At 69.5% G+C, this 24,650-nt stretch carries 22 protein-coding genes; 12 read left to right on the top strand and 10 right to left on the bottom strand.

Going from position 1 to position 24,650, the window contains the following annotated elements; translation table 11 throughout:
* Positions 1-210: 210 nt before the first annotated feature.
* The 3 genes from ATK30_RS02300 to ATK30_RS02290 all read right to left on the bottom strand — a co-directional run bounded on the left by ATK30_RS02300 (position 211) and on the right by ATK30_RS02290 (position 3,605).
* Positions 211-987, bottom strand: a complete 777-nt coding sequence (locus tag ATK30_RS02300) for an enoyl-CoA hydratase/isomerase family protein (protein ID WP_101434080.1) — start codon at positions 985-987, stop codon at positions 211-213.
* Positions 984-2,192: a CaiB/BaiF CoA transferase family protein gene (locus ATK30_RS02295; protein WP_101434079.1), complete on the bottom strand. Its 1,209-nt coding sequence runs from the start codon at positions 2,190-2,192 to the stop codon at positions 984-986. Before ATK30_RS02295 ends, ATK30_RS02300 begins: the two co-directional genes overlap by 4 nt.
* Before the next feature lie 93 nt (positions 2,193-2,285).
* Entirely contained in the window at positions 2,286-3,605 is a 1,320-nt protein-coding gene (locus ATK30_RS02290) for an MFS transporter (RefSeq protein ID WP_101434078.1), read from the bottom strand.
* Between the two features lie 87 nt (positions 3,606-3,692).
* On the opposite strand from ATK30_RS02290, the gene ATK30_RS02285 reads away from it, so the two are divergent.
* Positions 3,693-4,394, top strand: a complete 702-nt coding sequence (locus tag ATK30_RS02285) for a FadR/GntR family transcriptional regulator (protein WP_101434077.1) — start codon at positions 3,693-3,695, stop codon at positions 4,392-4,394.
* Between the two features lie 385 nt (positions 4,395-4,779).
* Here ATK30_RS02285 and ATK30_RS44605 read toward each other — a convergent pair whose 3' ends face one another.
* From ATK30_RS44605 to ATK30_RS02280, 3 genes are all read right to left on the bottom strand, one after another.
* A complete protein-coding gene (locus tag ATK30_RS44605) occupies positions 4,780-5,160 on the bottom strand; it encodes a hypothetical protein (RefSeq protein ID WP_143271342.1) in 381 nt (126 codons plus the stop codon).
* A 4-nt stretch (positions 5,161-5,164) separates the two neighbouring features.
* Positions 5,165-5,392, bottom strand: a complete 228-nt coding sequence (locus ATK30_RS44600; protein WP_143271341.1) for a hypothetical protein — start codon at positions 5,390-5,392, stop codon at positions 5,165-5,167.
* Positions 5,393-5,653: 261 nt separating this feature from the next.
* The gene (locus ATK30_RS02280) at positions 5,654-6,232 is read right to left on the bottom strand and encodes a TetR/AcrR family transcriptional regulator (RefSeq protein ID WP_158242439.1); all 579 of its coding nucleotides are present in this window, start codon (positions 6,230-6,232) and stop codon (positions 5,654-5,656) included.
* 80 nt (positions 6,233-6,312) lie between these two features.
* Between ATK30_RS02280 and ATK30_RS02275 the strand changes: the two genes are divergently transcribed.
* The 10 genes from ATK30_RS02275 to ATK30_RS02230 all read left to right on the top strand — a co-directional run bounded on the left by ATK30_RS02275 (position 6,313) and on the right by ATK30_RS02230 (position 17,015).
* Positions 6,313-7,206 carry an SDR family oxidoreductase gene (locus ATK30_RS02275; RefSeq protein ID WP_101434075.1) on the top strand — a complete coding sequence of 298 codons (894 nt, stop codon included), beginning with the start codon at positions 6,313-6,315 and terminating at the stop codon, positions 7,204-7,206.
* Positions 7,207-7,487: 281 nt separating this feature from the next.
* Complete coding sequence (locus tag ATK30_RS02270) at positions 7,488-8,546, top strand: IclR family transcriptional regulator (protein WP_244194478.1); 1,059 nt, start codon at positions 7,488-7,490, stop codon at positions 8,544-8,546.
* Positions 8,543-9,142, top strand: coding sequence for a helix-turn-helix domain-containing protein (locus ATK30_RS02265; RefSeq protein WP_101434074.1), 600 nt, complete (start codon positions 8,543-8,545; stop codon positions 9,140-9,142). The genes ATK30_RS02270 and ATK30_RS02265 overlap by 4 nt, the downstream gene beginning before the upstream one ends.
* A 133-nt stretch (positions 9,143-9,275) precedes the next feature.
* The gene (locus ATK30_RS02260; RefSeq protein WP_101434073.1) at positions 9,276-10,574 is read left to right on the top strand and encodes an MFS transporter; all 1,299 of its coding nucleotides are present in this window, start codon (positions 9,276-9,278) and stop codon (positions 10,572-10,574) included.
* A 9-nt stretch (positions 10,575-10,583) separates the two neighbouring features.
* A complete protein-coding gene (locus ATK30_RS02255; protein ID WP_101434072.1) occupies positions 10,584-11,930 on the top strand; it encodes an FAD-dependent oxidoreductase in 1,347 nt (448 codons plus the stop codon).
* A complete protein-coding gene (locus ATK30_RS02250; protein WP_101434071.1) occupies positions 11,927-13,114 on the top strand; it encodes a CaiB/BaiF CoA transferase family protein in 1,188 nt (395 codons plus the stop codon). The genes ATK30_RS02255 and ATK30_RS02250 overlap by 4 nt, the downstream gene beginning before the upstream one ends.
* Positions 13,111-13,896 carry an enoyl-CoA hydratase-related protein gene (locus ATK30_RS02245; RefSeq protein WP_101434070.1) on the top strand — a complete coding sequence of 262 codons (786 nt, stop codon included), beginning with the start codon at positions 13,111-13,113 and terminating at the stop codon, positions 13,894-13,896. Before ATK30_RS02250 ends, ATK30_RS02245 begins: the two co-directional genes overlap by 4 nt.
* A 5-nt stretch (positions 13,897-13,901) precedes the next feature.
* Complete coding sequence (locus ATK30_RS02240; protein ID WP_220817753.1) at positions 13,902-14,792, top strand: dihydrodipicolinate synthase family protein; 891 nt, start codon at positions 13,902-13,904, stop codon at positions 14,790-14,792.
* The gene (locus tag ATK30_RS02235; RefSeq protein ID WP_101434068.1) at positions 14,792-15,565 is read left to right on the top strand and encodes an SDR family oxidoreductase; all 774 of its coding nucleotides are present in this window, start codon (positions 14,792-14,794) and stop codon (positions 15,563-15,565) included. The genes ATK30_RS02240 and ATK30_RS02235 overlap by 1 nt, the downstream gene beginning before the upstream one ends.
* 19 nt (positions 15,566-15,584) lie before the next feature.
* A complete protein-coding gene (locus tag ATK30_RS02230) occupies positions 15,585-17,015 on the top strand; it encodes an aldehyde dehydrogenase family protein (protein ID WP_101434067.1) in 1,431 nt (476 codons plus the stop codon).
* Positions 17,016-17,381: 366 nt separating this feature from the next.
* On the opposite strand, the gene ATK30_RS02225 is transcribed toward ATK30_RS02230, so the two are convergent.
* The 3 genes from ATK30_RS02225 to ATK30_RS02215 all read right to left on the bottom strand — a co-directional run bounded on the left by ATK30_RS02225 (position 17,382) and on the right by ATK30_RS02215 (position 22,672).
* On the bottom strand, positions 17,382-18,788 hold the full coding sequence (locus ATK30_RS02225) for an MFS transporter (RefSeq protein ID WP_208637243.1): 1,407 nt from the start codon (positions 18,786-18,788) through the stop codon (positions 17,382-17,384).
* A gap of 75 nt (positions 18,789-18,863) precedes the next feature.
* The gene (locus tag ATK30_RS02220; RefSeq protein ID WP_158242438.1) at positions 18,864-20,534 is read right to left on the bottom strand and encodes a DUF885 domain-containing protein; all 1,671 of its coding nucleotides are present in this window, start codon (positions 20,532-20,534) and stop codon (positions 18,864-18,866) included.
* 86 nt (positions 20,535-20,620) lie between these two features.
* On the bottom strand, positions 20,621-22,672 hold the full coding sequence (locus ATK30_RS02215; RefSeq protein ID WP_158242437.1) for a prolyl oligopeptidase family serine peptidase: 2,052 nt from the start codon (positions 22,670-22,672) through the stop codon (positions 20,621-20,623).
* A 66-nt stretch (positions 22,673-22,738) separates the two neighbouring features.
* Between ATK30_RS02215 and ATK30_RS02210 the strand changes: the two genes are divergently transcribed.
* Positions 22,739-23,413: a TetR/AcrR family transcriptional regulator gene (locus ATK30_RS02210; protein ID WP_143271340.1), complete on the top strand. Its 675-nt coding sequence runs from the start codon at positions 22,739-22,741 to the stop codon at positions 23,411-23,413.
* A 4-nt stretch (positions 23,414-23,417) separates the two neighbouring features.
* On the opposite strand, the gene ATK30_RS02205 is transcribed toward ATK30_RS02210, so the two are convergent.
* Positions 23,418-24,629: a PucR family transcriptional regulator gene (locus tag ATK30_RS02205; protein WP_101434064.1), complete on the bottom strand. Its 1,212-nt coding sequence runs from the start codon at positions 24,627-24,629 to the stop codon at positions 23,418-23,420.
* Positions 24,630-24,650: the final 21 nt, after the last annotated feature.

Below are 24,650 nucleotides of genomic sequence, written 5' to 3'. Positions count from 1 at the left end.
TGACGACTGGTCTACCGCGCAGTGGCCCGGAGGTGCTGAGCCAACGCCGACAGAGAACGAGCCAACGAAGCCGTAAGGAAGCCCGGGGAACGGTCTACGACTCCTCGATCGGGTTAAGTCGCGCTTCGCGACGGCAAGGTTTTGTCGGTGGCGTCTGCTCGGATCGTCGCTTATGAAGATCGTGATCGCGATGCCGGTGGTGCGAGCGCGTCATCGAAACCGTTCGTCGGGACGACCCCGGGCACCGAACGCGGCCATCGCGGCGTGGAATTCCGGCATGGACACCGCCGGGCCCGGTGAATGCCCAGTGGCCGCGCGAACGGGGGCCAGTGTGGCCGACACCGCGCGTTTGGCTGCCAGGACCGCCGGACGCGGTTGTCCCGCGATCGCCGAGGCGAGCCGGTCGACCTCGGCGTCGAGGGAGGCGTCCGGGCAGGATCGGTTCACCAGGCCGGCCGCGGCGGCGGCTCGGCCGTCCAGGAGCCTGCCGGTGTAAAGCAGTTCGCGGGCAAGGCCGGGTCCGGCGAGGGTGCTCAGCCGCGCGGCGAAAGCAGGGCTGGCGAGGATGCCGTGCCGGGCGATCGGCATGCCGATGCGGGCCGTGTCCGCGGCCAGCCGAAGGTCGCAGGCGAGCGCGAGCTGACAGCCCGCCCCGGCAGCGGCTCCGGTGATCGCCGCGACGACCGGGACCGGGCATCGCTCCACCGCCCGGAACGCCGATTCCATGCGGGCGAAGGAGTCTTCGACGAACTCAGCGGTAGCGCCTGCCCATTCGGTCAGGTCGGAACCGGAGCAGAACGTGCCGCCCCGCCCGTGTACCACGATCACCCGCGTATCCGGGTCGGCGCCGAGCGCGGTGACCGCCTCTTCGATGGCGGTCCAGCCCCGGCCGGGCAGCGCGTTTCGCCGCTGTCCGGAACCGATGACCAGCACCGCGATCCCGGAATCCACAGTGGACTCAACGCCGTTCGCAAGGTCGGCGGTCATCGCAGCGCTCCCCGGGACCGGAGGGCGGCGAGCAGCTCGGGGTCGGCGCCGAGCGCGGAGAGGACGTCGTCGGTGTGCTGGCCGTGGCCGGGCGGCGGGGTGCGCACCTGGGGCGGGCTGGCCGAGAGCTTGACCGGCGAGCCGACCGCGCGAACGGTCCCGGCGCTCGGGTGCTCGACTTCGGTGACCATGCCGCGCGCGACGACCTGCGGGTGTTCCAGCGCTTCTCCGACGGTGTTGATCGGGCCGACCGGAACCCCTGCCTCTGCCAGGATTTTCGCCCATTCCTGTGCCGACCGTGCCTCGAGCGCTTCCTCGATCAGCCGAATCAGCTCCTCGCGGTGGCGGACGCGGTCGGGATTGGTGGCGAACCGCGGGTCGTCGACGAGGTCGCCCAATCCCACCGCCGAGGCGAACAACCGCCAGAGGCCGTCGTTGCCCGCGGCGACCATGAGATGGCCGTCGGCGGTGGGGAACGCCTGGTAGGGCACGATCGTCGGGTGCGCCGACCCGTACCGGCCCGGGGTCACGCCGGTCGCGAAGTATCCCGAGGCGACGTAGGTCAGCCACGAGATCTGGCCGTCCAGCAGGGAAACGTCCACCCACTGCCCGCGGCCGGTGCGCTCGCGCTCGTGCAGGGCGGCCAGGATTCCCACGGTGGCCCACATCCCGGCGGCCAGGTCGGCGCCTGACACGCCGAAGCGGGCCGGGGGTCCGTCGGCTTCGCCGGTCACGCTCATCACCCCGGACAGGGCCTGGGCGATCGCGTCGTACCCGGCTTCGCCGGACATCGGGCCGGTCTGGCCGTAGCCGGAGATCGAGGCGTAGACGACGCGCGGGTTGATCCCGGCGACGTCGTCGTAACCGAAGCCGAGGCGGGCGGCGGTGCCGGGCCGGAAGTTCTCGACCACGACGTCAGCGGTCGCGGCGAGCTCCCACAGCAGCTGCCGGCAGTCGGGGTCCTTGAGGTCGACGGCGATGCCGCGCTTGTTGCGGTTGACGCTGAGGAAGTACGCGGCGGTGTCGCCCTGGAACGGCGGACCCCACGCGCGGGTGTCGTCGCCGCCGCGGGCGTCTTCCACTTTGATCACGTCGGCACCGAGGTCGGCCAGCGTCATCGTGCAGAACGGGCCGGACAGGATGCGGGAGAGGTCGAGCACGCGCAGGCCGCCGAGGGCCCCGGGGTGCTCCGTCCAGGCTGTCACAACGGTCTCCTAACTGGATGAGTGGATGAGCCACTTGCGATCAAGAAAGAGCCTCACGCCGCCGAGCTGCGAACTCGGCGGCGGAGGCGGCCTTCAGGCTTTCGAGGATTCGGGAGCCGCGACAGCGGACACCGGAGCGGCTTCCCGGGCTCGCCGGGGCATCAGAAGGAGCGCAGCCAGGGAAAGCACGGCGCAACCGACGATGTACCAGCTGATGCCGACGCTGGAGCCGGTGGCCTGCAGCAGGGCCGCCGCGATCAGAGGTGCCGGGCCGCCGGCGATCACCGACGCGAGCTGGTAGCCGAGCCCGGCGCCGCTGTAGCGGACCTTGGCGCCGAAGCTCTCGGCGATGAGCGCCGCCTGCGGACCGTACTGGACGTCGTGCACCAGCAACGAAACGACGATCGCCAGCAGCGCCAGGCCGGACGACCGCGTGTCCAGCAAAGCGAAGTAGGGGAAGGCGTACAGGCCGGTGCAGACGATGCCGATCCCGTAGACGAGCCGGCGGCCGAAACGGTCGGACAGGTGCCCGAACAGCGGCACGCTGAGCAGGCCGATCGCCGCCGCGATCAGAGTGTCGTTGAGCAGTTCCCCGCGCGGCATCGCGAGTTCCTTGGTGCCATAGGTGAGCACGAAGGTGATGAACAGGTAGAACGGCGCCTGCTCCGACAGCCGGACGAACGCGGAGGTCAGGATCTCCCGCGGGTGCTTGCGGATGGCCGTCCACACGGGACGGCGTTCGACTGTGCGATTCACCTTCACGGCAGCGAATTCCGGGCTCTCCACCACCTTCAGCCGAACCCACAGCCCGATGCCGATCAGCACTACACTGAACAGGAACGGCACGCGCCAGCCCCACGCCTCGAACCCGGAGCCGCTGATCGACGTGCAGAGCTTGACCATCGCGGTCGACAGCAGCAGGCCGAGCGGGACGCCCAGCTGGGGCAGGCTCGCCATCAGCCCGCGGCGCTTCCTGCTCCCCCACTCCATCGACATCAGCACCGAGCCGCCCCATTCGCCGCCGACGCCGATGCCCTGGACGACCCGCAGCACGGTCAGCAGGATCGGGGCGGCTGCGCCAATGGCCGCGTATCCGGGCAGCACTCCGATGAGGACGGTGGCGAAACCCATCATGAGCAACGTCGTCACCAGAGTGGCCTTGCGGCCGATCCGGTCGCCGAAGTGGCCGAAAATCGCCGCGCCGACCGGGCGGGCGGCGAACCCGACGAACAGCGTGCTGAACGACTCCAGCACGCCCGCGCCCGCCGAACTGCCCGGGAAGAACAGCTTCGGGAAGACCAGTGCGGCGATCGTGCCGTAGAGGAAGAAGTCGTACCACTCAATGGTCGTGCCGATGGTGCTGGCGATGACGGCGCGCCTGCGGTGCAGGCGCTCAGGGGCAGATCGCGACATGCAGGCCTCCATTGGCTCAGCCACTTAGCCACTCGGTCAGTGAACCGGAACTCTGCTAGCCTGGCGATCGTCTGTCAAGGGGGTCGTGTGTCCGATTCGCTCCGTCCGGTAACCCGGCCGAGGCTGTACGAGCAGGTGATGGCCCAGCTGCGCGAGCACGTGGCGGGCGCGGGCCTGAAGGCCGGCGACCGGCTGCCGTCCGAACGTGACCTGGCCGAGCGGCTGCAGGTCAGCCGCGCTTCGATCAAGCAAGCGATCGTTGTGCTCGAGGTCCAGGGCCTGGTCGAGAGCCGGCACGGCGGCGGCGTCTACCTGCGCACGGACACGCTGGACCCGGAGCCGGTGGCCACGCTCGTCGACCGGCGCCGCCGTCTCCCGGACGTCCTCGACGCGCGCGAAGCGATCGAGACGAAACTCGCCGAACTCGCCGCCTTGCGCCGCACGGACGAGGACCTCGCCGAAATAGACGCCGCTCTCGACGCCATGCGCGCCGAGATCGAAGCAGGCGAACTAGGAGAAGACGGCGACCGCCGGTTCCACGCCGCCATAACGGCCGCCGCACACAGCGCACTCCTCGCGGAGTTCATGAAAGAAATCCGCGCGGGCGTCGCGGAAAGCCGCCACGAATCCCTTCAGCAACCCGACCGGCCGCCCCGATCCCTGACTCAGCACCGCGCAATCGCCGAGGCCGTCCGCGCCCAGGACGCGGCGACGGCCGCCGCGGCGATGAAGAAGCACCTCGAGACGGTCAGCCGCGTGCGCCTGCTCAGCTGGAACCCCGAGGATTGACGAGTCTTCCGCTCCGAGTCTGCCGTAGGCGGCCGCGCGGCAGCTATCGGAGCCACGACCGCAAACGGTGCCACCCGCGTCGCCGAGGCAGCGGCTGCTCGGGGCGGGGTCCTGTCAGCAGAGCAGATCCTTGCCGCCCGCAGTGGCGGCGAGGTGCCGCGCAGGCCGACGGTGCCAGTCCGGGCATTCCAGGCCGCTGCGACGACGTCATCGACGGCGAACACGCTTAATCACCACATTCAGCAACTTGCCCCAGAAGTCCTTCGCCCGGCTGGCCAGGAACTACGGTCGGGGCTCATGACAAGCTCAGAACTCCGAGTGTGCTGCTTCCGCGGGTCGTCCGTCGAGCCGGCGCGCGTGTTGTTTCCGCTTCCCGCGATCATGCTTACGTCCCTTTTCCTGGCCGAGAAAACTTCCCTCGATAAGCGGGAGGTTCAATTCCGAAGCAGGCGACTACCGCATCCGATTCAGTGTTCAAAAACAACTGGAAAACCATGCCGCTTCGCGACTTGTCCTCAATCTGCCCGAGTTTCAACCGGTGCCCACCCCATGCGTTGAGTGCATGCACTGCAGCATCAAATCCCACCGAATACTGTCCCGCCCTCTCCGCCACCTTGCGTCGTCGGCGAAATATCGAACTCAAGCTGGCGGTGACATTGCTGCCGTACCCTTCCCACACTGCCCCGTGAGCGAGCGCATCGGCGGCAAGGCTCCAGGCTTCCCCGCTTCCTGACCGCAGCAAGGCCATCAGCACTTCGCGTTCCATAGGACTATTCTCCCACTTGCGAACCGAACTCGATGTACCACGCGTTCTTTGCTTTTTCTTGAACCCGCGGGCGAACACTGGTCGGCAAGACCTTCTTGCAATTCACCGGGACGTGGCGTTCGGTAGCGGGATCTGCGACGAAGCCCTGTCGTACCCCGGCCTTATCTCGCTTGATCCCCGTGGGGCTGATGAAGATCGCATCCACGGAAAAGTCGGCCGCGATCTTGTCCACATCGCGGCAAGGAACGCCGGGCCATGACCCTGAAGAATTGTGGCTGTGCCGGTTGAAAGCTAAGAAATCCAGGCTTGGGAATCGCCGCCCACATAAAACAAGTCACCATCGTCGGAGACTGAACACCCGCACTGACCCACCGGAACGTGTGATTGAGCCGCGGCCTGCGGAGAACCCGTTCGCCGCACGCACCTGACGACAAATGTCCGCCGCACCGGTCCCGCCGACCTAGTACCTGTCCCGGCAGAGAAGCCGCGGACCTTACGCTGAGCGGCCGCGGGAGCCTAGGACCGACGCCAGCTCGCTGAGGCCGTCACGGAACATCGCCGACAGGTTCTGCCGCTTCGGGTCCGCGATCCAGCGGTCGAAGGACACGCGGAACACGACAACCGCGGTATGCGCGATCAGCTTCGCGACCGGCTCCGGCGTGCCACGTTCGCCCAGCGCCTCAGCCATTCCGTCGGCCAGCTCAGCGTGCTTGCTCAAGTCCCGCTCGGCCAGCTCCGCGTTGGCCGACACGAGGTTGTGCCGGGTCAACGCCGCTTCAGGGTGCTGCTGGATGATCTCGCAGCGCTGTTCCAGCGCCGCCGCGACCGCGTCGATCGGGGCAACGCCCTCAGGCGCGTCGGCGATGGCCTCGATCGCCTCCCGCTGCGCCGTCTCCACCGCGTAGAAGAACACCTCGCGTTTGTCGGGAAACAGCCGGAAGAACGACCGCTCGTGCATGCCGGCTCGCGCCGCGATCTGCGCACCCGTGGTCTGCTCGAAGCCTTGCGCGGCAAACAACTCGACCGCGGCCTTGGCCAGCCTGCCCCGCGAGTTCGGCTCCCATCGACCCATGACCGGGAGTCTAAGCGATAGCAGTGACTGCCATCGCGGTGCTACGCTGATGGCAGTCACTGCCATCACGGAGGTTCGACATGAAGGTCTTCGTCACCGGAGCCAGCGGCGGAATCGGCTCCCTGCTCGTCCCCGAACTCACCGCCGCCGGACACGAAGTGCTGGGCCTGGCCCGCTCCGACGCCGCAGCTAAGAAGATCGCCGACGCGGGCGCCAGCGTGCTCCGCGGCGATCTCACCGACGCGGAAGCCCTGCGCGTCGGCGCCGCCGAGGCCGACGCGGTCATCCACGTCGCCTTCAACCACTCCCCCGACCTCGTCAAATCGGTCGCCGACGAAGCCCAGGCGGTCGAGACATTCGGCACCGCCCTCGAAAGAACCGGCAAGGCGCTGCTCATCGCCTCCGGCACCCCGATCGTGCCCGGCCGGCTGTCCACCGAAAACGACCCCTCCGTCGCCGCCGGCCCCCTGGCCGATTCACCCTTGGGCAGGCGCGCACAGACCGCGCAGTACACCCTCGACCTGGCGAACAAGGACGTCCGGTCCGCGGTCGTGCGGCTGCCCCGGTCGGTCCACTCCCGCGGCCACCGCTACGGATTCGCCTCCGCGCTCATCGCGGCCGCCCGCAGCACGGGCGTCTCGGCCTACGTGGGCGACGGCGGACAGCGCTGGCCCGCCGTGCACCACCTCGACGCCGTCCGGCTGTTCCGCCTGGTCCTCGAACAAGCCGAACCGGGCACGGTCGTGCACGCAGTCGCCGACGAAGGCGACCCCATGCGCGACCTCGCCGAAGCCATCGGCGGCCAACTCGGCCTGCCCACCCGCTCCGTGCCCGCCGAGCACTTCGGCCCCGCCGGTGCCGTCTACGCCCTCGACCAGCCCGCATCCAGCGAACTCACCCGCAAGAAATTCGGCTGGCAGCCCTCCCACCCCAGCCTGCTCGACGACCTCGAGGCCGGGAACTACCCGGAGTGAGTCACGGATCAACCGCCAGGCCTCGTGCTGGTCTCGGACCTCGATCGCATTGACGAAGCGGCGGCTGCCGCCGGTGCAGACCTGCGACTGGAGGCCGAAGTGGAGCGCGCTCACTGAAAAAGGCGGAGTCACGGCAAAGATCAAACGCGAAGGCGGAATCGAGTAGGTGCCCTCTTCGACGGGGACGGCGGGGGGTTTCGTCGGTGAATGTCGAGGTCACCCGGCACCGGCCCTCATGTGGATGATCTTCTGGGCGACCGGAGACGAGGCGATCAGGAGTGGTGCATGTCTCCGCGCAGCCGCAGCACCAGCACCTATCGCGAGCGCAATTCGACCGCCGACCGCGCGCTCGACAGCCTGTTGCTGCATCGCCCGACAAGCCGGTGTGGAGCGGTACGGAAATCGCGGCGGAACTCAGCGTCGCACGCTCCACCGGCTACCGCTACGTCCAGAGCCTGGTCCGCATCGGGTTCCTCGAAGAGAACGCCAGCGGACTGCGGCTCGGCCCGCGGATCTTCCAGCTGGCCCGCTCGGCGAGGATCGGTCTCGGCCTGTCAGAGGTTTCGCTGCCCGTCATGCGGGACCTGGCGGCCGCGGTGGGCGAGAGGGTACTGCTCACCCGCAGGTCCGGGCGGTCGGTGGTGCGCCTGGACCTGGTCGAAACGCCCCAGGCGGTCAGGCTGTCCTACGAGCGCGGCCATGTCCTGCCCATCAACGCCGGCGCGTCCGCCGAGGTGCTGCTGGCGTGGGCGGATTCCCGCACAGTCGCCTCGGTCCTCGGACAAGCCCCGCTGGAGCGGTTCTCCGCTCGCACCGTCACCGACCCGGACGACCTGCGCGCCCGGCTCGCCGGCATCCGCAAACGCGGAGTGGCGATCTCGCGCGGCGAACTGGACGAGCACATCCTCGGCGTCGCCGCCCCGATCCGCGACAGCTCGGGCAAGGTCTGCGCGGCGATCAGCGTCGCCGCACTGGCGGCCGGGCTCCCCGCTCGCGACTGTCCGAAGTGGAGAGTGCGGTCCGAGACACGGCGGCGGCCATCACCGGAAACCTTGAACTTCTCGGCAATTGATGCTCGTCCTGACAAACAGGAATCTCACCGGGGTGCTCATACCGGGCGACAGAGACCTGGGCGTCCGGGAAGTGGTCCGCCTGCGGAGGCACCAGGCGGACTCTCGCGGAATTCGACGCGGCTCCTCCGCCGCCAACCCGGACCGCTCGACAGCCAAGCAGACCCGGCGCGGAATTTCAGGATCCTGAAGATAGCCATTGACTTCCTGAAGACCGTCACTATGCTGAAATCCACCAGCGATCCTGTGAAGGGAGACGGGCAGTCATGACGGCGGCGGACGAAGCGAACGGAGTACCGGGCGCTTCGATGCTGCACGTCATCGGCGGGAAGATCCGCGCCCTGCGCAAGGATCGCGGGCTCACGGTCGAGCGCCTCGGCGAGCTATCAGGTGTTTCGACCGGAATCGTGAGCCAGGTCGAACGCGGCAAGGCGAATCCGTCCTTCTCCACGCTGGTGCAGATCGCACACGGGCTGGGCATCTCCATCGCCCAGCTGATCGAGGAGGACGGGCACCGCGCCCCGGTCGTGCGCCGCCAGGAGCGCCGCCGGATCGACGGGCACGGCATCGCCGAAAACGACGGCGGCGTCTACGAACTGCTCACGCCGGACCTCAACGGCGCGCTCGAGGCCACCTGGGTGGAAACCCCGCCCGGCTACGACAGCAGCGAAACCCCTTACCGGCACAACGGCGAGGAATTCGGCCTCATCCTCTCCGGCGCCAAAGACGTGTACCTCGACGGCGTCCGGCACCACCTGGAAGCCGGCGATTCGATCCGGTACGCCTCCACCATCCCGCACTGGTACGTGAACTCCGGCGACGAAACTTGCGTCGCCGTCTGGGTGATCACCCCGCCTACCTGGTGACCACCGCACACTGAGCACGCGACGGGCCGTCCTGCCCGCAGCGCGGTCGTCCGGCGATTCTGTCCGACGGCTTCCCTTGCCCTGCCTTCTGGCAGATCCTCTGTGCAGACCGCTTTCCCTTAAGGCGGAAACCATGGCCTCCACCTCCACCGAACCCCACCGGCAAACCCGTTCCCTCGCCGCCCGCCGCCCGCTCGTGGCGCTCGGGCTCGGCGGGACCCTTGAGTGGTACGACTGGCAGATCTTCGGTCTGCTGTCGGCATTCGTCGGACCACAGTTCTTCCCCAACCACGATCCGGTAGCGGCGACGCTCAGCGCGCTCGCGGTGTTCGCCGTCGGCTTCGTGTTCCGTCCGCTCGGCGGCGTCGTGCTCGGCCTCGTCGCCGACCGGTTCGGCCGCCGCAGGGTGATGCTCGGCTCGGTCGCCGCGATGGCACTCGCGACGCTCGTCATCGCCGTCGTCCCCGGCTACGCCAGCCTCGGCGTGTGGTCCGGAGTAATCCTCCTGATCTGCCGTGTCGTACAGGGAGTCTCCACCGGCGTCGAAGGCCCGCTCGCGACCGCCTACGCCGTCGAACTCACCGCGAAAGGCCGGGAAGGACGCGCCGCCGGGATCATGAGTCTCTTCGTGAACCTCGGCATCCTCGGCGCCTCTCTGATCAGTTTCATCACCAGCGCCGCAATCGGCGGCGCCGCGATGCAGTCGTGGGGCTGGCGGGTGCCGATGGCTTTCGGTGCGGTGCTGGGCATCGTGATCGTCTACATGCGACGCCAACTGCCGGAAAGCCTGCACACGTCCGCCGCCGAGCACCGTCCCGCGAACAGCAACCGCGAGGTATGGCGCGGGATCGGCAAGCACTGGCTGGCGCTGCTCGCGATGATCTTCGTCGTCGGCGCGGTGCAGGCGTACAACTACGCGTGGAACGTCGGCCTGCCGACGCTCGCCCGTAGCACCTACAAGGAAAACGCGACGTCCGTATTCGCGATCACCACTCTGCTCGGCGTGGTCCTGGTAATCGGCTCGCTCCTCACCGGAGCGTTGGCCGACCGCAAGAAACTGTCCCGCACGTTCGTCGTGACCCGGCTGCTCGCCGTCCCCGCGGTGTTCCTGATGCTGCTGTACGCCGGGCCTGGACTGGGCGGGTTCAGCGCCGTGCTGCTCGGCGGCGGTCTCGTACTGGTGCTGAACATGACGCTCTACAACGTCGTCAGCACGTCGCTGCTGCCCGCGCCGTGCCGCGCGACCGGCGTCGGACTCGGGTACGGCATCGGGGTCGCGCTCTTCGGCGGGACAGCGTCGTACCTGCTGGTGTGGCTGGGCAAGTACGGCTCGCCCTGGATGTTCCCCGCCTATACCGCCGCGCTGTGCTTGATCAGTGTGGCCCTTTATCTCGCGGCCCGGCGCCGCACCGGCATCTACGCAGGCGAGTGAGGAGTGCTGATGAACCTCGCAATGTCCCTATCGAATCTCGACGCACCCGTAGTGCGGCGCAGCGACGTGGTGGTGGTCGGCGGCGGACCGGCCGGCGTCAGCGCCGCGGTGTCGGCGGCCCGCACCGGAGCCTCGGTGACCCTGCTGGAGCGCTACGCGGCTCTCGGCGGGCTCGCGTCCGGCGGCATGGTGCTGGTGCTGGACGACATGTGCAATGGCAGCGAGGTGTCGGTCCGCGGCATCGTCGCCGAGTACGTCGACCGGTTGCAGCGGATCGGGCTCGCGGTGTACCCGCCCGAGCCGGACCGGATCTCGTCGCCGGCGATGTGGCGGCGATGGGGACGCTGGGGCGCGTTCGACTTCCACTCGCACGCCAGCCCGAAGCCGATCTGCTATGCCGTCGCGTTCGATCCGGACGGCTGGAAGCGCGTGTCGAACGACCTGGTCCGCGAGTCCGGCGTGCATCTGCGGCTGCACAGCTGGTTCTCCCGTCCGGTGGTCGAGGACGGCCGGATGCGCGGCGTCGTGTGCGAAACGAAGTCCGGCCCGCAGGCGGTGCTCGGCGACATCGTGATCGACACGACCGGCGACATCGACGTCGCGTCCCGGGCCGGTGCCGCCTACGCCCACGACAGCTATCTGGTCACACTCGTCTTCCGCCTCGGCGGAGTGGACACCGAAGCGGCGCAGCAGTTCGAGCAGGAGAACCCCCGCGCGGCACGGGCGATCAACCGCAAGGTGAAGCGAATGCTCGGCGGTGCTTGGGAACTGTGGTGGCTCAAGACCCCGGTGCCCGGCGTCGTGTGGTGCAACTGCCCGCACCTGACCGGGTACGACGGGGCCGACCCGGAATCGCTCACCGAGGCCGAATTCGACGCCCGGGAACGGATTTCCGCGGCGATCGACTACGTCCGCGCCGAGCTGCCCGGGTTCGGGCACTGCTACCTCCTCGACGTCGCCGAACAGATCGGTGTGCGGCAGACACGGCTGCTGCGCGGCGAATACGTGGTGACTAAGGACGACATCACGCAGCGGCGGCACTTCGCCGATTCAGTCGCCCGCGGCCGCGACTACTACACCCCCTACCGGGCCTTGCTCCCCCGCGACGTCGACCAGCTGCTCGTCGCCGGACGGCACTACTCGGCCACACCGGAAGCACAGCGGATCTCGCGGGAGATCCCGCCGTGCATGGCGATGGGCCAGGCCGCGGGCATCGCCGCCGGGATCGCCGCGGACCGCGGGCAGACCGTGCGCGAGATCGATCCCGCACTGATCCAGGCCGGGATGCGCGCCCAGGACGCGGATCCGGGCGATGTGCCCGCCCCGAACGCCACTGTGGAATTGGAGGTCGCATGAACGCCCCGCTGCCGCTCGACGGGATCACCGTCGTCGATTTCACCCAGGTTTACCTGGGGCCGAGCTGCACGCAGCTGCTCGGCGACTACGGCGCCGACGTCGTCAAGATCGAGCGTCCCGGTGCGGGCGACCTGTCGCGGTCGTCCATTCCGGACCCGGACGGGCCGGACAACCCGATCTTCCTGTCCATCAACCGGAACAAGCGCAGCGTCTCGATCGACACCCGCACCGAGGAGGGCAAGCGGATCGTCGGCGACCTGATCGCCGAGGCGGACGTGGTGGTGAGCAACTTCCGCTCCGGAGTGATGGAGCGGATCGGGTTCGGTTACGACGAATGCCGCCGCCGCAACCCGCGGCTGATCTGGGCGTCCGGCACCGGGTTCGGCGAAGAGGGCCCGTACCGGCACAAAGGCGGGCAGGACGTGATCGCGCAGGCGTACTCCGGTGTCATGTGGCGGCGCGCGTCCGAGGACGTGCCGTTGTCGGTGTACCCGACCACGTTGTGCGACTACACCACCGGGATGCACCTGATGCAGGGCGTGCTGCTCGCGCTGGTGAACCGGGCGCGCACCGGCGAGGGGCAGAAGGTCGAGGTGACGATGTACGACTCGATGCTCCACATGCAGATGCAGGAAGCCTGCATGCAGCTCAACCGCGGACGCGAGGTGAACTGGGCCGCGATGCCGCTGTCGGGTGTGTTCCCGACCGCCGACGGAGCGGTGTGCATGGTCGGCGCGTTCAAGGAGAATCCGTTGCGCGACATCAGCACCGCACTCGAACTCCCCGAGGACCTGTCCGCGCGACCGGAGTACTCGACGCTGGAGCTGCAGTTCGAGCACAAACCGGAGCTGCAGACGATCTTCCGCGAGCGGTTCGCCGGGAAGACCACCGAATACTGGGTGAAACGGCTGGAGGAACAGGACATCCTGTGCGCCCCGGTGCGCAGCCTCGCCGAGGCACTCGAGGACGAACAGACCGCGGTGAACCGGATGGTGCTGGAAATGGAGCATCCGACCGCGGGCCGGGTGCGGGCGCTGGCCGCGCCGATCCGGCTGTCCGAGACGCCCGCGCAAGTCCGCCGGGTGCCGCCGCGGCTGGGCGAGCACAACGAGGAAGTGCTGGCAGAGCACGGTTACGATGCCGAGCGCATCGCCGCGCTCAAGGCCGCGGGGGTGCTCCGGTGACCGACGAGGTGCGGTTCGAGGTCGACAAGCACGTCGCCCGGGTGACGATCGACCGGCCCCAGGTGCTCAACGCCGTCGCACCGGAAACGCAGCGGCGGTTGTGCGACATCTGGGACGCGATCGAAAAGGACCCAGAGGTGCGCGTGGTCGTGCTGACCGGAGCGGGAGAGCGCGCGTTCTGCGTCGGCGCGGACATGTCGGCGAACGCGATCGAGAAGACCGGGCTGCGGTTCTGGGCGGACGAACCGGAAACCGGGTTCGGCGGCCTGTGCCTGCGCACGACGCTCGACGTGCCGGTGATCGCCCGGGTCAACGGCTACGCACTCGGCGGCGGCATGGAAATGGTGCTGGGCTGCGACATCGTGATCGCGGCCGAGCACGCGCAGTTCGGACTGACCGAGCCCCGCGTCGGCCGGCTTCCGCTCGGCGGCGGGGTCGCGCAGCTCGTGCGCCGGCTCCCGCACACTCAGGCGATGGGGCTGCTGCTGACCGGCCGCCGGGCCGGCGCGGCCGAACTGCACGGCATGGGCCTGGTCAACGAAGTCGCCGCAGCCGGCGAACTCGACTCGGTCGTGGACCGGTGGGTCGCGGACGTACTGGCGTGCGCGCCGACGTCGCTGCGCGCGATCAAGCAGATCGTCCAGCGGACCACGCAGCTGAGCGCCCGGGAAGCCTGGGCGGCGCGGCTTCCCGCGCTGATGTCCGCGCTCGACAGCGAGGACAGCGTCGAGGGTGTGCGGGCGTTCCAGGAGAAGCGTCCGCCCGTGTGGCCGGGGCGGTGACGGCGATGCTGGCACCCGGCGTGTGGGGCGTCGTCGCGACCCCGTTCACCGGTTCGGCTTTGGACGTCGACGAACCGAGCTTGGCGCGGCTCGTCGAGCACTACGCCGCGTTGGGGGTCGCCGGCCTCACCGTGCTCGGCGTGTTCGGCGAAGCGGCGCGGCTCGACACGGCCGAACGGCGCGCGGTTCTGGAGACCGTGCTCGACAGCGTCGATCTCCCCGTGGTCGTCGGCGCGACCGGGCTCTCGACCGCGCCGGTCATCGAGGACGTCGCGCTCGCCGCGGAACTCGCCGGGCCGCGGCTGGCAGGGGCGATGGTGCAGGTCAATTCCGGCGATCCGCAGGTGCTGTCGCGACACCTCGCCGCGGTGCACGAAGCGACCGGGGCCGGGCTCGTCGTGCAGGACTATCCGCTCGTCTCCGGAGTCCGGGTCGGGCCGGCCGCGCTCGCCGCGGCGCTGTCCGCGACGCCTGGCGTGGTCGCGGTGAAAGCCGAAGCCCCGCCGACGACCACCGCGATCGCGACGCTCACCGAAAGTCTCGACCTCCCGGTGTTCGGCGGGCTGGGCGGGCTCGGGCTGCTGGATGAGCTCGCCGCGGGCGCGGCAGGCGCGATGACCGGGTTCTCGTTTCCCGAGGGCCTGCTCGCGTGCGTCGAAGCGTGGCGGACCGGCGGGTATTCCGCGGCCAGGGAAGCGTTCCTGCCGTACCTGCCGCTGGTGAACTTCGAGCAGCAAGCAACCGTGGCACTGGCGATCCGCAAAGAGTGCCTGCGCCGACGCGGCCTCATCATGGACGCGGGCGTGCGCCCGCCCGCGGCGGCGCTGCCGGAGGCACTGCGCGAGCAGCTGCACCGGCACGTCACCGCGGTCTCGACGATGACGGAGGTTGCGTAATGGATCTGGGACTGACCGGCCGTACCGCGGTGGTCTGCGCTTCGACCGGCGGACTGGGCGAGGCGGTAGCTCGCGCCCTCGCGGCGGAGGGCGCTCGGGTCGCGGTCAGCGGGCGGCGCGGGGAACGGGCCCGCGCCATCGCGGCGGAGCTGCCCGGCGCGATCGGGGTCGAGGTCGACCTGACCGCCGAGGACGGGCCGCAGCAGCTCGTCGACGCGGCCCTCGCCGAATTCGGCTCGGTCGACGTCCTGGTGCTCAACGGGCCGGGCCCGAAGCCGGGCACCGCGGCGGACACCACCGTCGCCGACGCGGACCTCGCCGTGGCATCACTGGTCCGCCCGCACGTGCGCCTCGTGTCGGCGCTGCTGCCGGGCATGCGCGAGCGCGGCTGGGGCCGGATCCTCGCGATCGGGTCGAGCGGCGTCGAAGCGCCGATCCCGAATCTCGCCCTGTCCAATTTGGGCCGGGCCGCGCTGGCCGGGTACCTGAAGACCCTCGCGGGCGAAGTCGCCGCCGACGGCGTGACCGTCAACCTGCTGCTGCCCGGCCGGATCGCGACCGATCGTGTCGCGGCGCTCGACCAGGCCAACGGCGAACGCAGCGGCCGGAGCGCCGAGAGCGTCCGTCAAGCCGCGCTCGCGACCATCCCGGCGGGCCGCTACGGCGACCCGGCGGAGTTCGGCGCGGCCGCCGCGTTCCTGTGCGGCGCGCCCGCTTCCTACCTCACCGGCACCGCGATCCGCTGCGACGGCGGCCTGGTGCCGACTCTGTGACGTCCGGAAAAGGAGCCTCATGACCACCACGGTGCAACACCTCATCGGCGGCGAGTGGACCGGCGACCCGGTTCGGGACCGGCACAACCCGGCGCGCCCCGGCGAAGTCGCCGTCCGCGCGCCCGCCGGCGACGAGTCCACTGTGGACGCCGCGATCTCCGCGGCGGAGGACGCGCGGCGCGCCTGGGCGGCCACTCCGGCTCCGGCTCGCGGCGCGATCCTCCTCGACGCAGCCGAGCTGCTGCGCTCGCGGCACGAGACGGTCGCCGCCGATCTGGTGCGAGAGGAGGGAAAGACCCTGGCCGAGGCCCGCGGCGAGGTGCGCCGGGCCATCGACGTCCTGCGATACTTCGGTGCGCACGGCTGGCAGCGGACCGGCGACGTGTTCCCCAGCAGCACACCCGACACCAGCGTGTTCACCCGGCCCGAACCACTCGGCGTGGTCGGGCTGATCACGCCCTGGAACTTCCCGATCGCCATCCCCGCGTGGAAGCTCGCCCCGGCACTGGTCAGCGGCAACTCGGTCGTGCTCAAGCCAGCCGAGCTGACTCCCGTGTCCGCCACCCACCTCGCGGCCGCGCTGGTGGAGTCCGGCCTACCGGCCGGAGTGCTGAACATCGTGCACGGCAAGGGGTCCGTGGTCGGTGCCGCGCTCGCCGCCGACCAGCGGGTACGCGCGCTGTCCTTCACCGGGTCGACCGAGGTCGGACTGCGGCTGCACCAGACGCTGTCCGCCCGGCGAGCGCGCGTCCAGCTCGAAATGGGCGGAAAGAACGCGTACCTGGTACTCGACGATGCCGATCCGGCAGTCGCGGCCCGGACGGTCGCCGCGGGCGCGTTCGGGCTCACCGGCCAGGCATGCACAGCGACCTCGCGCGTCTACTGCACGCCGGGCGTGCGAGCGGCCTTCACCGAGGCACTCGTGAAGGAAGCCGAGCGCTTCTCCCCCGGCGACGGTCTGGCCGAAGGCACCACCATCGGACCGGTAGTGAGCGCGGCACAGCTGGACACCGATCTCTCCGCCATCGAGCGGGCATGCGAACAGGGCGCGTCCGTCGCGACGGGCGGAAAGGCAGACGGGCTTTTCCTGTCGGCCACTGTGCTGACCGACGTCGCACACGACCACGACGTCGCGCGCAACGAGGTCTTCGGCCCGGTTGTGGCGGTGATCCAGGTCGACGACTACGACGAGGGCCTTGCCTTGGTGAACGACTCCCCCTACGGCCTTACCGCAGGCCTGTGCACACGCGACCTCACGCTCGCCCACCACTTCGCCGCACACGCCGAAGCCGGTGTCGTGAAGATCAACCGGCCGACCACCGGGCTCGACCTCAACGTGCCCTTCGGCGGGGTGAAGTGCTCGTCCTCCAACACCTTCCGGGAACAGGGGCCGACGGCAACCGACTTCTACACCTGGTCCAAGACCATCTATGTGGGACACGATCAGTGAAATCGGCCTTGCCCGGTCCCGTCGCTCGGACGCCTTCCGAACCAGTCAATCGGTCTGCTTCTTCCCGGCATACCCGGTCGCAGCCCCGCAGCGACCCGAAATCCGACACTGCCGCCCGCTCGCGATAACGCACCCGCCACGCCTGCTCCACCTACGCCATCACCGCACCCGTAGAGCGAGGGGCGTCAGGCGTGACGGGCGACGACCATCGGCCCGCGATCCGGCACACCGTCCGTCCACAGCGGCCAGTGCCTCAGGCGAAGCCGCCAAGCAAAACGGTTCCCGCTCACTGCGGCCGGATCGTCCGCCCCGGTGCTCGTGGCGGACGATCCGGTCGTCTCTTGCCGGACAGACAAGCGTTTCTGCTCATACAGCGGCGGCGATACGCCTGGGAAGAGCCAGACCGGCAGCGACCGCGAGCAAACCAACCACAGTCGCGATGACGAAGGCTGAGCTGAAGGCGGACCATGTCGGCAAGGGCGTGCCCGGGACGACGTCGCTCGCCAGAACGCTGCCGGACACCTGCGCGCCCAGTGTCCCCGCGATAGTGCGCACGATCAGGACGAAACCGATGGCGCTGGCCAGCCGCTCCGCGGGCACGGACGACGACACGATGTTGATCGCCTGGGTCAGCCCGATGCCGACGCCCAGTCCCGCCAGCCCCGCTGCGAGGGCGAGTACAACGGCGTCGTGGCGGGCCAGGAACAGGATCGCGGACGAGGCCACGACCGGGACGCAGGACAGGACCATCAAGGTCTTGCTGCCCAGCAGTTGTTCCAGCCGCCCGGTCAGGGCCGCGGAGAGACCGCCGACCACTCCCAGGGGAAGGAGCAGCAGCCCGGCCGTGGTCGCTGTCTCGCCGAGCCCGTATCCGACGGCCGGAGGCGCTGCCACGATGGTCGGGAGTGCGAGGTAGACCGCGTACGTCGCCCAGCCGACCGCGAACGCGACCAGGCAGACGATGGCGACCGGTTTCCCGCCGGTGCGAAGATCGACCAACGGCCGGTCGATCCGCAGCTCGACCGCGGTGAACGCGGCCAGCAGCACGACCCCGGCCGCGATGAGCACGAGAAACTTCGCCGACGACCAGCCCCATGAAGGAGCCTGGGTGACGCCGATGAGCACCGCGAACAACCCGGCGCTGAGCAGGGCCGCGCCTGTCCAGTCGACCTTGCCGTCGCCGCTGGGCCGGGTGGCCGGCAGGGCGGGCACCGCCACGAGGCCGAGGAGCACCAGTGCGATCAGCGGGAGCCAGTAGAGCCAGGTGTAGGGCAGCACCGTCAGGATCGGGCCGGAGACCAGCACGCCGGCGGCCGAGCCCAGTGCGGACATTCCCATGACCAGCCCGGTGCCGGTCCGCGCTGTCCCGTCGGACTGCGTATCCCGGAGAATGCCGATCCCCACCGGAACCAAGCCGAGCCCGGCGCCCTGGAGCACCTGGCCGACCGCGAGCACCACGATCGACGTGGCGACGGCGCTGAGGAACACTCCGGCCACGACCACGCCCAGCACGACGAGGAAGACCACCTTTTTGTCGCGGATGTCGCCGAGCCGTCCGATGAGCGGCGTGCACACCGCGCCGGAGAGCAACAGCCCGGTGAAGACCCAACTGACCCCGGCGGTGGACGCGCCAACGCCCTGCTGGATCATCGGCAGCGCCGGAGCGAGCATCGACTCCAGCAGGCTGTAGACGAGGATGACGGCGCCCAAGACGCCCGCGGCGAAGGACCCGGTTCGCGGTGCTTTTTCCATGGTGAGCGGGGATTTCGACATTGAAAGCCTCCTCGGAGGAGAACGAACTTGGCGGGGTTATGGGGGTTCGCACATCAGGCCGGGTTCCGGTCGCAGTCAGCGGCTCAGGTAGGTGTGCACGTTGCGCTCGACGGCCGTGAGCGGAAGGCTGCCGTGGCCGAGCACGGTTTCGTGGAACTCGCGTACGTCGAACCGGTCGCGCATTTCCCGTTCGGCCGTGCGGCGCAGCTGCCAGAACTTCTCGAAACCCAGCCGGTAGGACAGCGACTGGGCGGGCAGGTCGGTGCCGTAGCGCAGGATCTCCGACTCCACCTGTGCCGGTGACTCCATCGTCACCGACGACATGTATGCGCGGGCCTTGTCCTCGGACCAGCCCAGCAGGTTGATTCCCGTGTCCACGACCAGCCGCTGCGCCACGAACCGCTGGTGCAGACAGGCGCCATAGCGGTCCCACGGATCGTCGAAGAGACCCATTTCGAAGCCGAGCGAGGCCGCGTACTCGGCCCAGCCCTCGGTGTAGGCACCGAACGCATCCGCCGCGCCCTGCGCCTGCAACGGGTGCAGGGTGTCGTCCTCGGCCTGTCGCGCCAGGTGGAAGTGGTGCCCTGGCACGAGTTCGTGGAAGATCAGCGCGGCGGCCGAGATCTGCGCGCGATCGGCGAGGCCGGAACCGTTGAAGCGGTAACGGCCGACCGGATTGGTCGCGATGGGCGGCTCGTAATAGCCGAAGGTCATGCCCGCTTCCAGTTCCGGGTCGAGCCGCTGCACGCCGTACTCCGCCCGCGGCTGTACCCGGAACCATTGCCCGAGCAGGGGTTCGATGGCGGCGATGTGCCTGCGATAGGTCGCCGCGACGTCCTCGGGGCCGCGGGCGTGGAAACGCGGGTCGGCTGCGAGACGGGCCCGGTAGGCGGTCTCGTCGCCCTCGAAACCGGCCTCACGGCGGATCTCGGCCAGTTGCCCGGTCAGCTGCTCGACCGCGGCCAGGCCGAGCTCGTGCACGTCGGCGGGCTCGATGGGATAGGTGGCGTACTGGCGCACCAGCCTGCCGTACGCCTCGGCGCCGCCCCGGTACTGGCCGAGTCCAATGCCCTCGACCGCACTGTCCGCGCCCGGTCCGTCGAGATAGGCCAGTACGGCATCGAAAGCGGGCAGCAGCTCGTCGGCGATGAGCCGGTCCACGCCGTCCACCAGGCCCCCGCGCGCGGCGGCATCGAGCCCGGCCACCCGGGACTCCGCTGGCCGCAGGAACTCCGAGGCGGCGGCACGATGCGCGCGGACGGCGGTCCGGAAGCCGGGCAGGGCCGGACGTGGCAGCTGGATGCCCCGTTCGGCCTGACCGGCGAGCTTGGCACGGGCGGCTTTCACGGCGCGGGTGAAGTCACTAGCGAGGGACAAGTAGCGCCGCACGTCGTCGCCGGTGGCGAAGGTGAACGGACGGAACACCTGCTGGCCGAACAACGTCCACTCGTAGGTCTGATAGGGCGCGACCGGGAAGCTCCACCAGTAGTCCTCGTCGCCGCTGGCCAGGGTGGCGGCCACCTCGCGCACCACGGCGGCGGTCGAGGTGTCCGCATCGGACCGCGAGCCGAGCCCGGCCAGCAGCCGGCGGCCCAGCGCGGCGGCCTCGCTCGCCTCCTCATGGGTGCCGCGCGGCAGCTGGATGACCGGCTCGCCCGCCTGCAGCGCGAACTGCGGCCGGGTACGCCGCAGGTGCGCCCACAACTCGTCAGCCAGAGGGTGAGCCGGATCACTGTGTCGCGTCATGCGGGCAAACGTAAACGCCGAGGTGACCGCCCGGGAATCGACAACGGTCGCGTCCTTTCCGCTGGACGCCGCACGATCGTCGCGGGTCATCGGCGACCGCCGCCCGGCTCGAGATCGAACGTCATCATCGCGAACGAGATGAACTCCGCGACCTGCTCGGCGCGCACCGCGGGGTCGATGCCCGAAGCGTGGCCGGTGTCGCTCCACACTCGCAACAGCACCGGCTGCTCCGCCGAAGTCGAGTTCTGCAACCGGGCGGCGAGCTTGCGCGCGTGCCACGGCGGGCACCGATGGTCGGCATCCCCCGCTTCCACCAGCATGGCCGGATAGGCCACGCCTTCCCGGACGAGGTGGTACGGCGAGATTTCCAGCAAGGCTCGCACTCCGTCGACCGTCGTCGGGTCGCCCCACAGCGTCCGCACGGCCGCGAGGCCGTAGGGTTCCTCAGCCAGGCGAAGGAGATCGGCCATCGGCACCCGCGGGACGCAGACGCCGTACAAGTCAGGGCGCTGGGTCGCCACGGCCCCGGCGAGCAGACCGCCGGAACTTTCCCCGACAACGCCGATCCGCCGCGGTTCGCTGATCCCCTTCGCGATCATGTCTTCGGCGATCGCGTGCGCGTCGCGGAAGGTGTTGGCCTTGTTCGGGATGGTGCCGGCGCGGAAGAAGTCCTCGCCGTACTCGCCGCCACCACGCAGATTCAGGTGCACGTAGATGCCGCCCGCGTCGATGAAGGGCTGGAAAATGCCGGCGAACGTCGGCAGCCAGGGTGCCCGCCCGTCGCCGTAACCGTGCGCGAGGACCGGATGCGGAAGCGAGGTGTCGAGATCCGAACGGTGGACGAGATGGTAGGTCAGCGGCGTGCCGTCGGCGGCGAGGCACCGCTCAATCCGTGTCGTGGTACCGGCTATCCGCCGCTGCGGCACGGTCAGCTGCCGCAACTCCCGGGCCGCTACGTCGTAGGCGTACCAGGCGCGTGAGGAATCGAAGGTTTCGAACGGGAACACGTAGGTCGAACCCGTGGGCCGCCGATCGCCCATCGCGAGCTGCAAAATCGATCCCGCCGATCCGGGCGCGGGCAGGCCGATCTCGCCGCGGTCGGTCCCGTCGAGCGCGAGCAGCCGCACTCGGGCGTAGGTGTCGACCAGCTCGTGCACGATGAGCGCGTCGCCCCGGTACAGGCAGGTGATGAGGACCGCGTCCGACGGCGCGATCAGCTCCGCCCAGGTGCTCGTGTCATCAGCGGACGCCAGCGGGATTTTCACGAGCCTGCCGCGCGGCGCGCCGACACTCGTCACCGCGTAGAAGTGCTCGCCGACGACGACTCCGCTGAAGACTCCCTCGATCCCCCGCAGCAGAGGCGTCCAGGCACCGGACTCCATGTCCCGGACGAAGAGTGGTTTACGGGCCACCGGGTCGTTGACGATCACGCGCGAACCGTCGGCCGAGACCGCGAGATTGACGAATGTCCCGTCGACCGAAGGAATCTCCACCTGCCTGGTGCCGTCCATCCGCTGCAGCACCACCCGGAACACGAACTGGCCGGGATCGTCCGTCAGCGGATTGCAGAAGAACCCAGAGCTGTCCGGCAGCCAGGCCGCCGAGGCGACGCTCCCGTCGTACACCAGGCTCGGCCCCAGGGAGAGCTCGCGGCCGGTCTCGACCTCCACGACGTGCAGCGTGACGTGCTCGCTCCCGCGGCTCGAGACCCAGAACGCCAGCAGTCTGCCGTCCGGAGAGGGACTGAATCCGGCCAGCAGCGCGGTGTCGTCACCGGTGACCGATCGCGGATCCAGGACACACCGGACCGGTTCACCGGGTGCTTCCGCCACGACGACAACCGCGTGTGCCCCGCCGTCGGACGTGCCCATGCTGAACCACAAACCGCCCGCGTAAATCGGCGCACCGTTCTCGATCGACTGAAAGTCGGGTCCGGAGTATTCGAGCGCCGCGCGGCGGACCTCGGAGAAATGCGGCCACGCGTGGAGATGCGCTCGGCTGACGGCGTTCTGCTCCTCCTGCCAGGCCGCGACCTCGGGCGAGTCTTCCTCCAGCCACTGGTAGGGATCGTCCACCTGCGCGCCCGGCACACCGGCGACCTCGTCGACCTGACGCGTCAAAGGGTAGTCCTGAGCCATTTCCAGCCCTCCCGCTTCAACCTTCATCTGTAACTTACAGATGAAGGTTATGTACCCTTGGGTGCTATGGCGAGTCAAGACATCGAGAACGGCCCCCCGTCTGTTCGTCGGCGCCGCGGCGGCCGCAAACCGACGATCAGCAGGGAACAGATCCTTGCCACCGCGGAGAAGTTCGCTCCGGAAGATCTCTCGATACCGGCGCTGGCGTCGTCGCTCGGCGTCACGCACGCGGGGATCTACCATTACTTCTCGTCCCGCGCCGAGCTGGTGTCGGAGCTCGTCGGCCGTGCGTCGCGCCGGCTCGACGTCCCGCCGCGCGACGCCTGTTCCTGGGAGGAATGGGTCGTCGAGGCCGCGTTCGTCCTGCGGGGGCACTTCATCGACTACGCGAACACGCTCGACGTGCTCTCGATCGGGGCGTCGTTGATGTTCGCGCCCCTCAGCGAGGCGTTGCTGGCGGTTCTGCTGGATGCGGGGTTCACCATCAACCAGGCAGCCGACGCCGGGCAGCTCATTGGTTCCTGTGCCATCGGCGGCGCGATATCCGCGAGACGAGGGCGCCTCGGCAAGGCAGATCTCACCGCGGTCGCGGACGACCTGCGGGTGCCCCACGACTCCCCGCTGCGGGCGCTCGCCGCGGACGTAGCCGAGGATGACCTCGACGAGGCCTTCCGCCGATGTGTCACCACGGTGATCGAGGGGCTCAAGACCCGCCTCGCACCGGGTCGCGCCGCGCGCTGACGCGTCAGTCGCCGAGCTGGCGGCGGTACGCGGCGGCGATGGCGCGCAGCTTGAGGCCCAGGTGCAGCGCGAGCCGGTCGTCGCCGTTGTCGAGGCTGTATCCGGTGATCTGCTCGACCCGTTTGAGCCGCTGGTACAGCGTGGCCCGGTGGATGTGCAGGGAGTCGGCGGTGCGCCGGATGTTGCCGCCGCGATCGAAAAACTCGGTCAGGGTGTCGAGCAGGACGTGATGGCCGTCCTCTCGCTCGATCGCCGCCAGCGCCGGCACTTGAGCCGTACTGAGCAGGTCGTCCATCGGCAGCTTCAGCAACAGCTCGTAGGGTCCCAGCTCGCCCCAGCGGGCCACGGCACCGATGCCGGGCAGGAGCAGCGCGGCCCGCGCGGCCAGGAACGCCTGCTGATGCGAAGTGAGCACGGCGTCGAGCCTCGTGACCGTGCCGCCGAGACCGAAGACCGGACGCGAGTCGCGGTCGGTGAGCCGCTGAAACCGGCTGGTGATCCGCTCGGCCACCGACTCGACCAGCGTGCGGGCCGGGGGTTGCCGTTGGACGAGCAGGATCCAGCCGCGGGACGGGTTGGCCACCATCAGCGCCACGTCGTCGGTGACCGCGCGTACGCCGTCCTCGATGGCCGCCTCGAAGGCGACCTGTTGCGGCGGCGCGGCCGTGCGGCACTGCACGGCGAGGACGGTGAAGTGGGCACGGTCCTCGTCGAACAGCTGCTCGGCGCGCAGGTCCTCGATCGCCTGCGCGCGCACGGCGGTGTCGGGCGAGACGAGTTCCCGCAGGATGCCTTCGTGCCGGGCCTTGGTCCGTTCGCGCAGCAGCAGCCCGCGGTAGAGCACGGTGCCCGCGGCGGCCGCGGCCTCGGCAGCCGCCGTCAGCTCGGCCTCGCTGAACACTCCGTGCTCGTCGATGAGCCACAGGTAACCCAGCAGCATCCCGCTGCATCGCACCGGCGCGCACAGTCTCGGCCGGGTGCCCTCGACGTGGACGACGCCGGGCGCGGTCCAGCGGGCGATGCCCAGCGCGAGGAGGCGGTCGACCATCGGGGACTCCACGGCCCGGTTGAGCACCGAACTGACCCGCACCGGGTCCTCGTCGCCGAAGTGGCGGCTGGCCGCGAGGAGCCGGATCGAGGGGTCGTCGATGGCCACCGAGCGGTGCAGGCGCTCGGCCAGATCGTCCACAATGGACTGAAGATCACCGTCGAACATAAGCACCCATCGCTTCCCGGG

The organism is Amycolatopsis echigonensis, from assembly GCF_002846615.1.
GTDB lineage: Bacteria > Actinomycetota > Actinomycetes > Mycobacteriales > Pseudonocardiaceae > Amycolatopsis > Amycolatopsis echigonensis.
The sequence above is the reverse complement of the archived record's forward strand: the minus strand, read 5'-3'. Positions and strand labels throughout refer to the sequence as shown.

What these genes read in the sequence shown, in the direction of transcription:
- ATK30_RS02300 (WP_101434080.1), bottom strand. Translation starts at nt 987, where the DNA reads ATGACCGCCGACCTTGCGAACGGCGTTGAGTCCACTGTGGATTCCGGG.
- ATK30_RS02290 (WP_101434078.1), bottom strand. Translation starts at nt 3,605, where the DNA reads ATGTCGCGATCTGCCCCTGAGCGCCTGCACCGCAGGCGCGCCGTCATC.
- ATK30_RS44605 (WP_143271342.1), bottom strand. Translation starts at nt 5,160, where the DNA reads ATGGAACGCGAAGTGCTGATGGCCTTGCTGCGGTCAGGAAGCGGGGAA.
- ATK30_RS02280 (WP_158242439.1), bottom strand. Translation starts at nt 6,232, where the DNA reads ATGGGTCGATGGGAGCCGAACTCGCGGGGCAGGCTGGCCAAGGCCGCG.
- ATK30_RS02275 (WP_101434075.1), top strand. Translation starts at nt 6,313, where the DNA reads ATGAAGGTCTTCGTCACCGGAGCCAGCGGCGGAATCGGCTCCCTGCTC.
- ATK30_RS02265 (WP_101434074.1), top strand. Translation starts at nt 8,543, where the DNA reads ATGACGGCGGCGGACGAAGCGAACGGAGTACCGGGCGCTTCGATGCTG.
- ATK30_RS02260 (WP_101434073.1), top strand. Translation starts at nt 9,276, where the DNA reads ATGGCCTCCACCTCCACCGAACCCCACCGGCAAACCCGTTCCCTCGCC.
- ATK30_RS02255 (WP_101434072.1), top strand. Translation starts at nt 10,584, where the DNA reads ATGAACCTCGCAATGTCCCTATCGAATCTCGACGCACCCGTAGTGCGG.
- ATK30_RS02250 (WP_101434071.1), top strand. Translation starts at nt 11,927, where the DNA reads ATGAACGCCCCGCTGCCGCTCGACGGGATCACCGTCGTCGATTTCACC.
- ATK30_RS02240 (WP_220817753.1), top strand. Translation starts at nt 13,902, where the DNA reads ATGCTGGCACCCGGCGTGTGGGGCGTCGTCGCGACCCCGTTCACCGGT.
- ATK30_RS02235 (WP_101434068.1), top strand. Translation starts at nt 14,792, where the DNA reads ATGGATCTGGGACTGACCGGCCGTACCGCGGTGGTCTGCGCTTCGACC.
- ATK30_RS02230 (WP_101434067.1), top strand. Translation starts at nt 15,585, where the DNA reads ATGACCACCACGGTGCAACACCTCATCGGCGGCGAGTGGACCGGCGAC.
- ATK30_RS02225 (WP_208637243.1), bottom strand. Translation starts at nt 18,788, where the DNA reads ATGTCGAAATCCCCGCTCACCATGGAAAAAGCACCGCGAACCGGGTCC.
- ATK30_RS02220 (WP_158242438.1), bottom strand. Translation starts at nt 20,534, where the DNA reads ATGACGCGACACAGTGATCCGGCTCACCCTCTGGCTGACGAGTTGTGG.
- ATK30_RS02215 (WP_158242437.1), bottom strand. Translation starts at nt 22,672, where the DNA reads ATGGCTCAGGACTACCCTTTGACGCGTCAGGTCGACGAGGTCGCCGGT.
- ATK30_RS02210 (WP_143271340.1), top strand. Translation starts at nt 22,739, where the DNA reads ATGGCGAGTCAAGACATCGAGAACGGCCCCCCGTCTGTTCGTCGGCGC.
- ATK30_RS02205 (WP_101434064.1), bottom strand. Translation starts at nt 24,629, where the DNA reads ATGTTCGACGGTGATCTTCAGTCCATTGTGGACGATCTGGCCGAGCGC.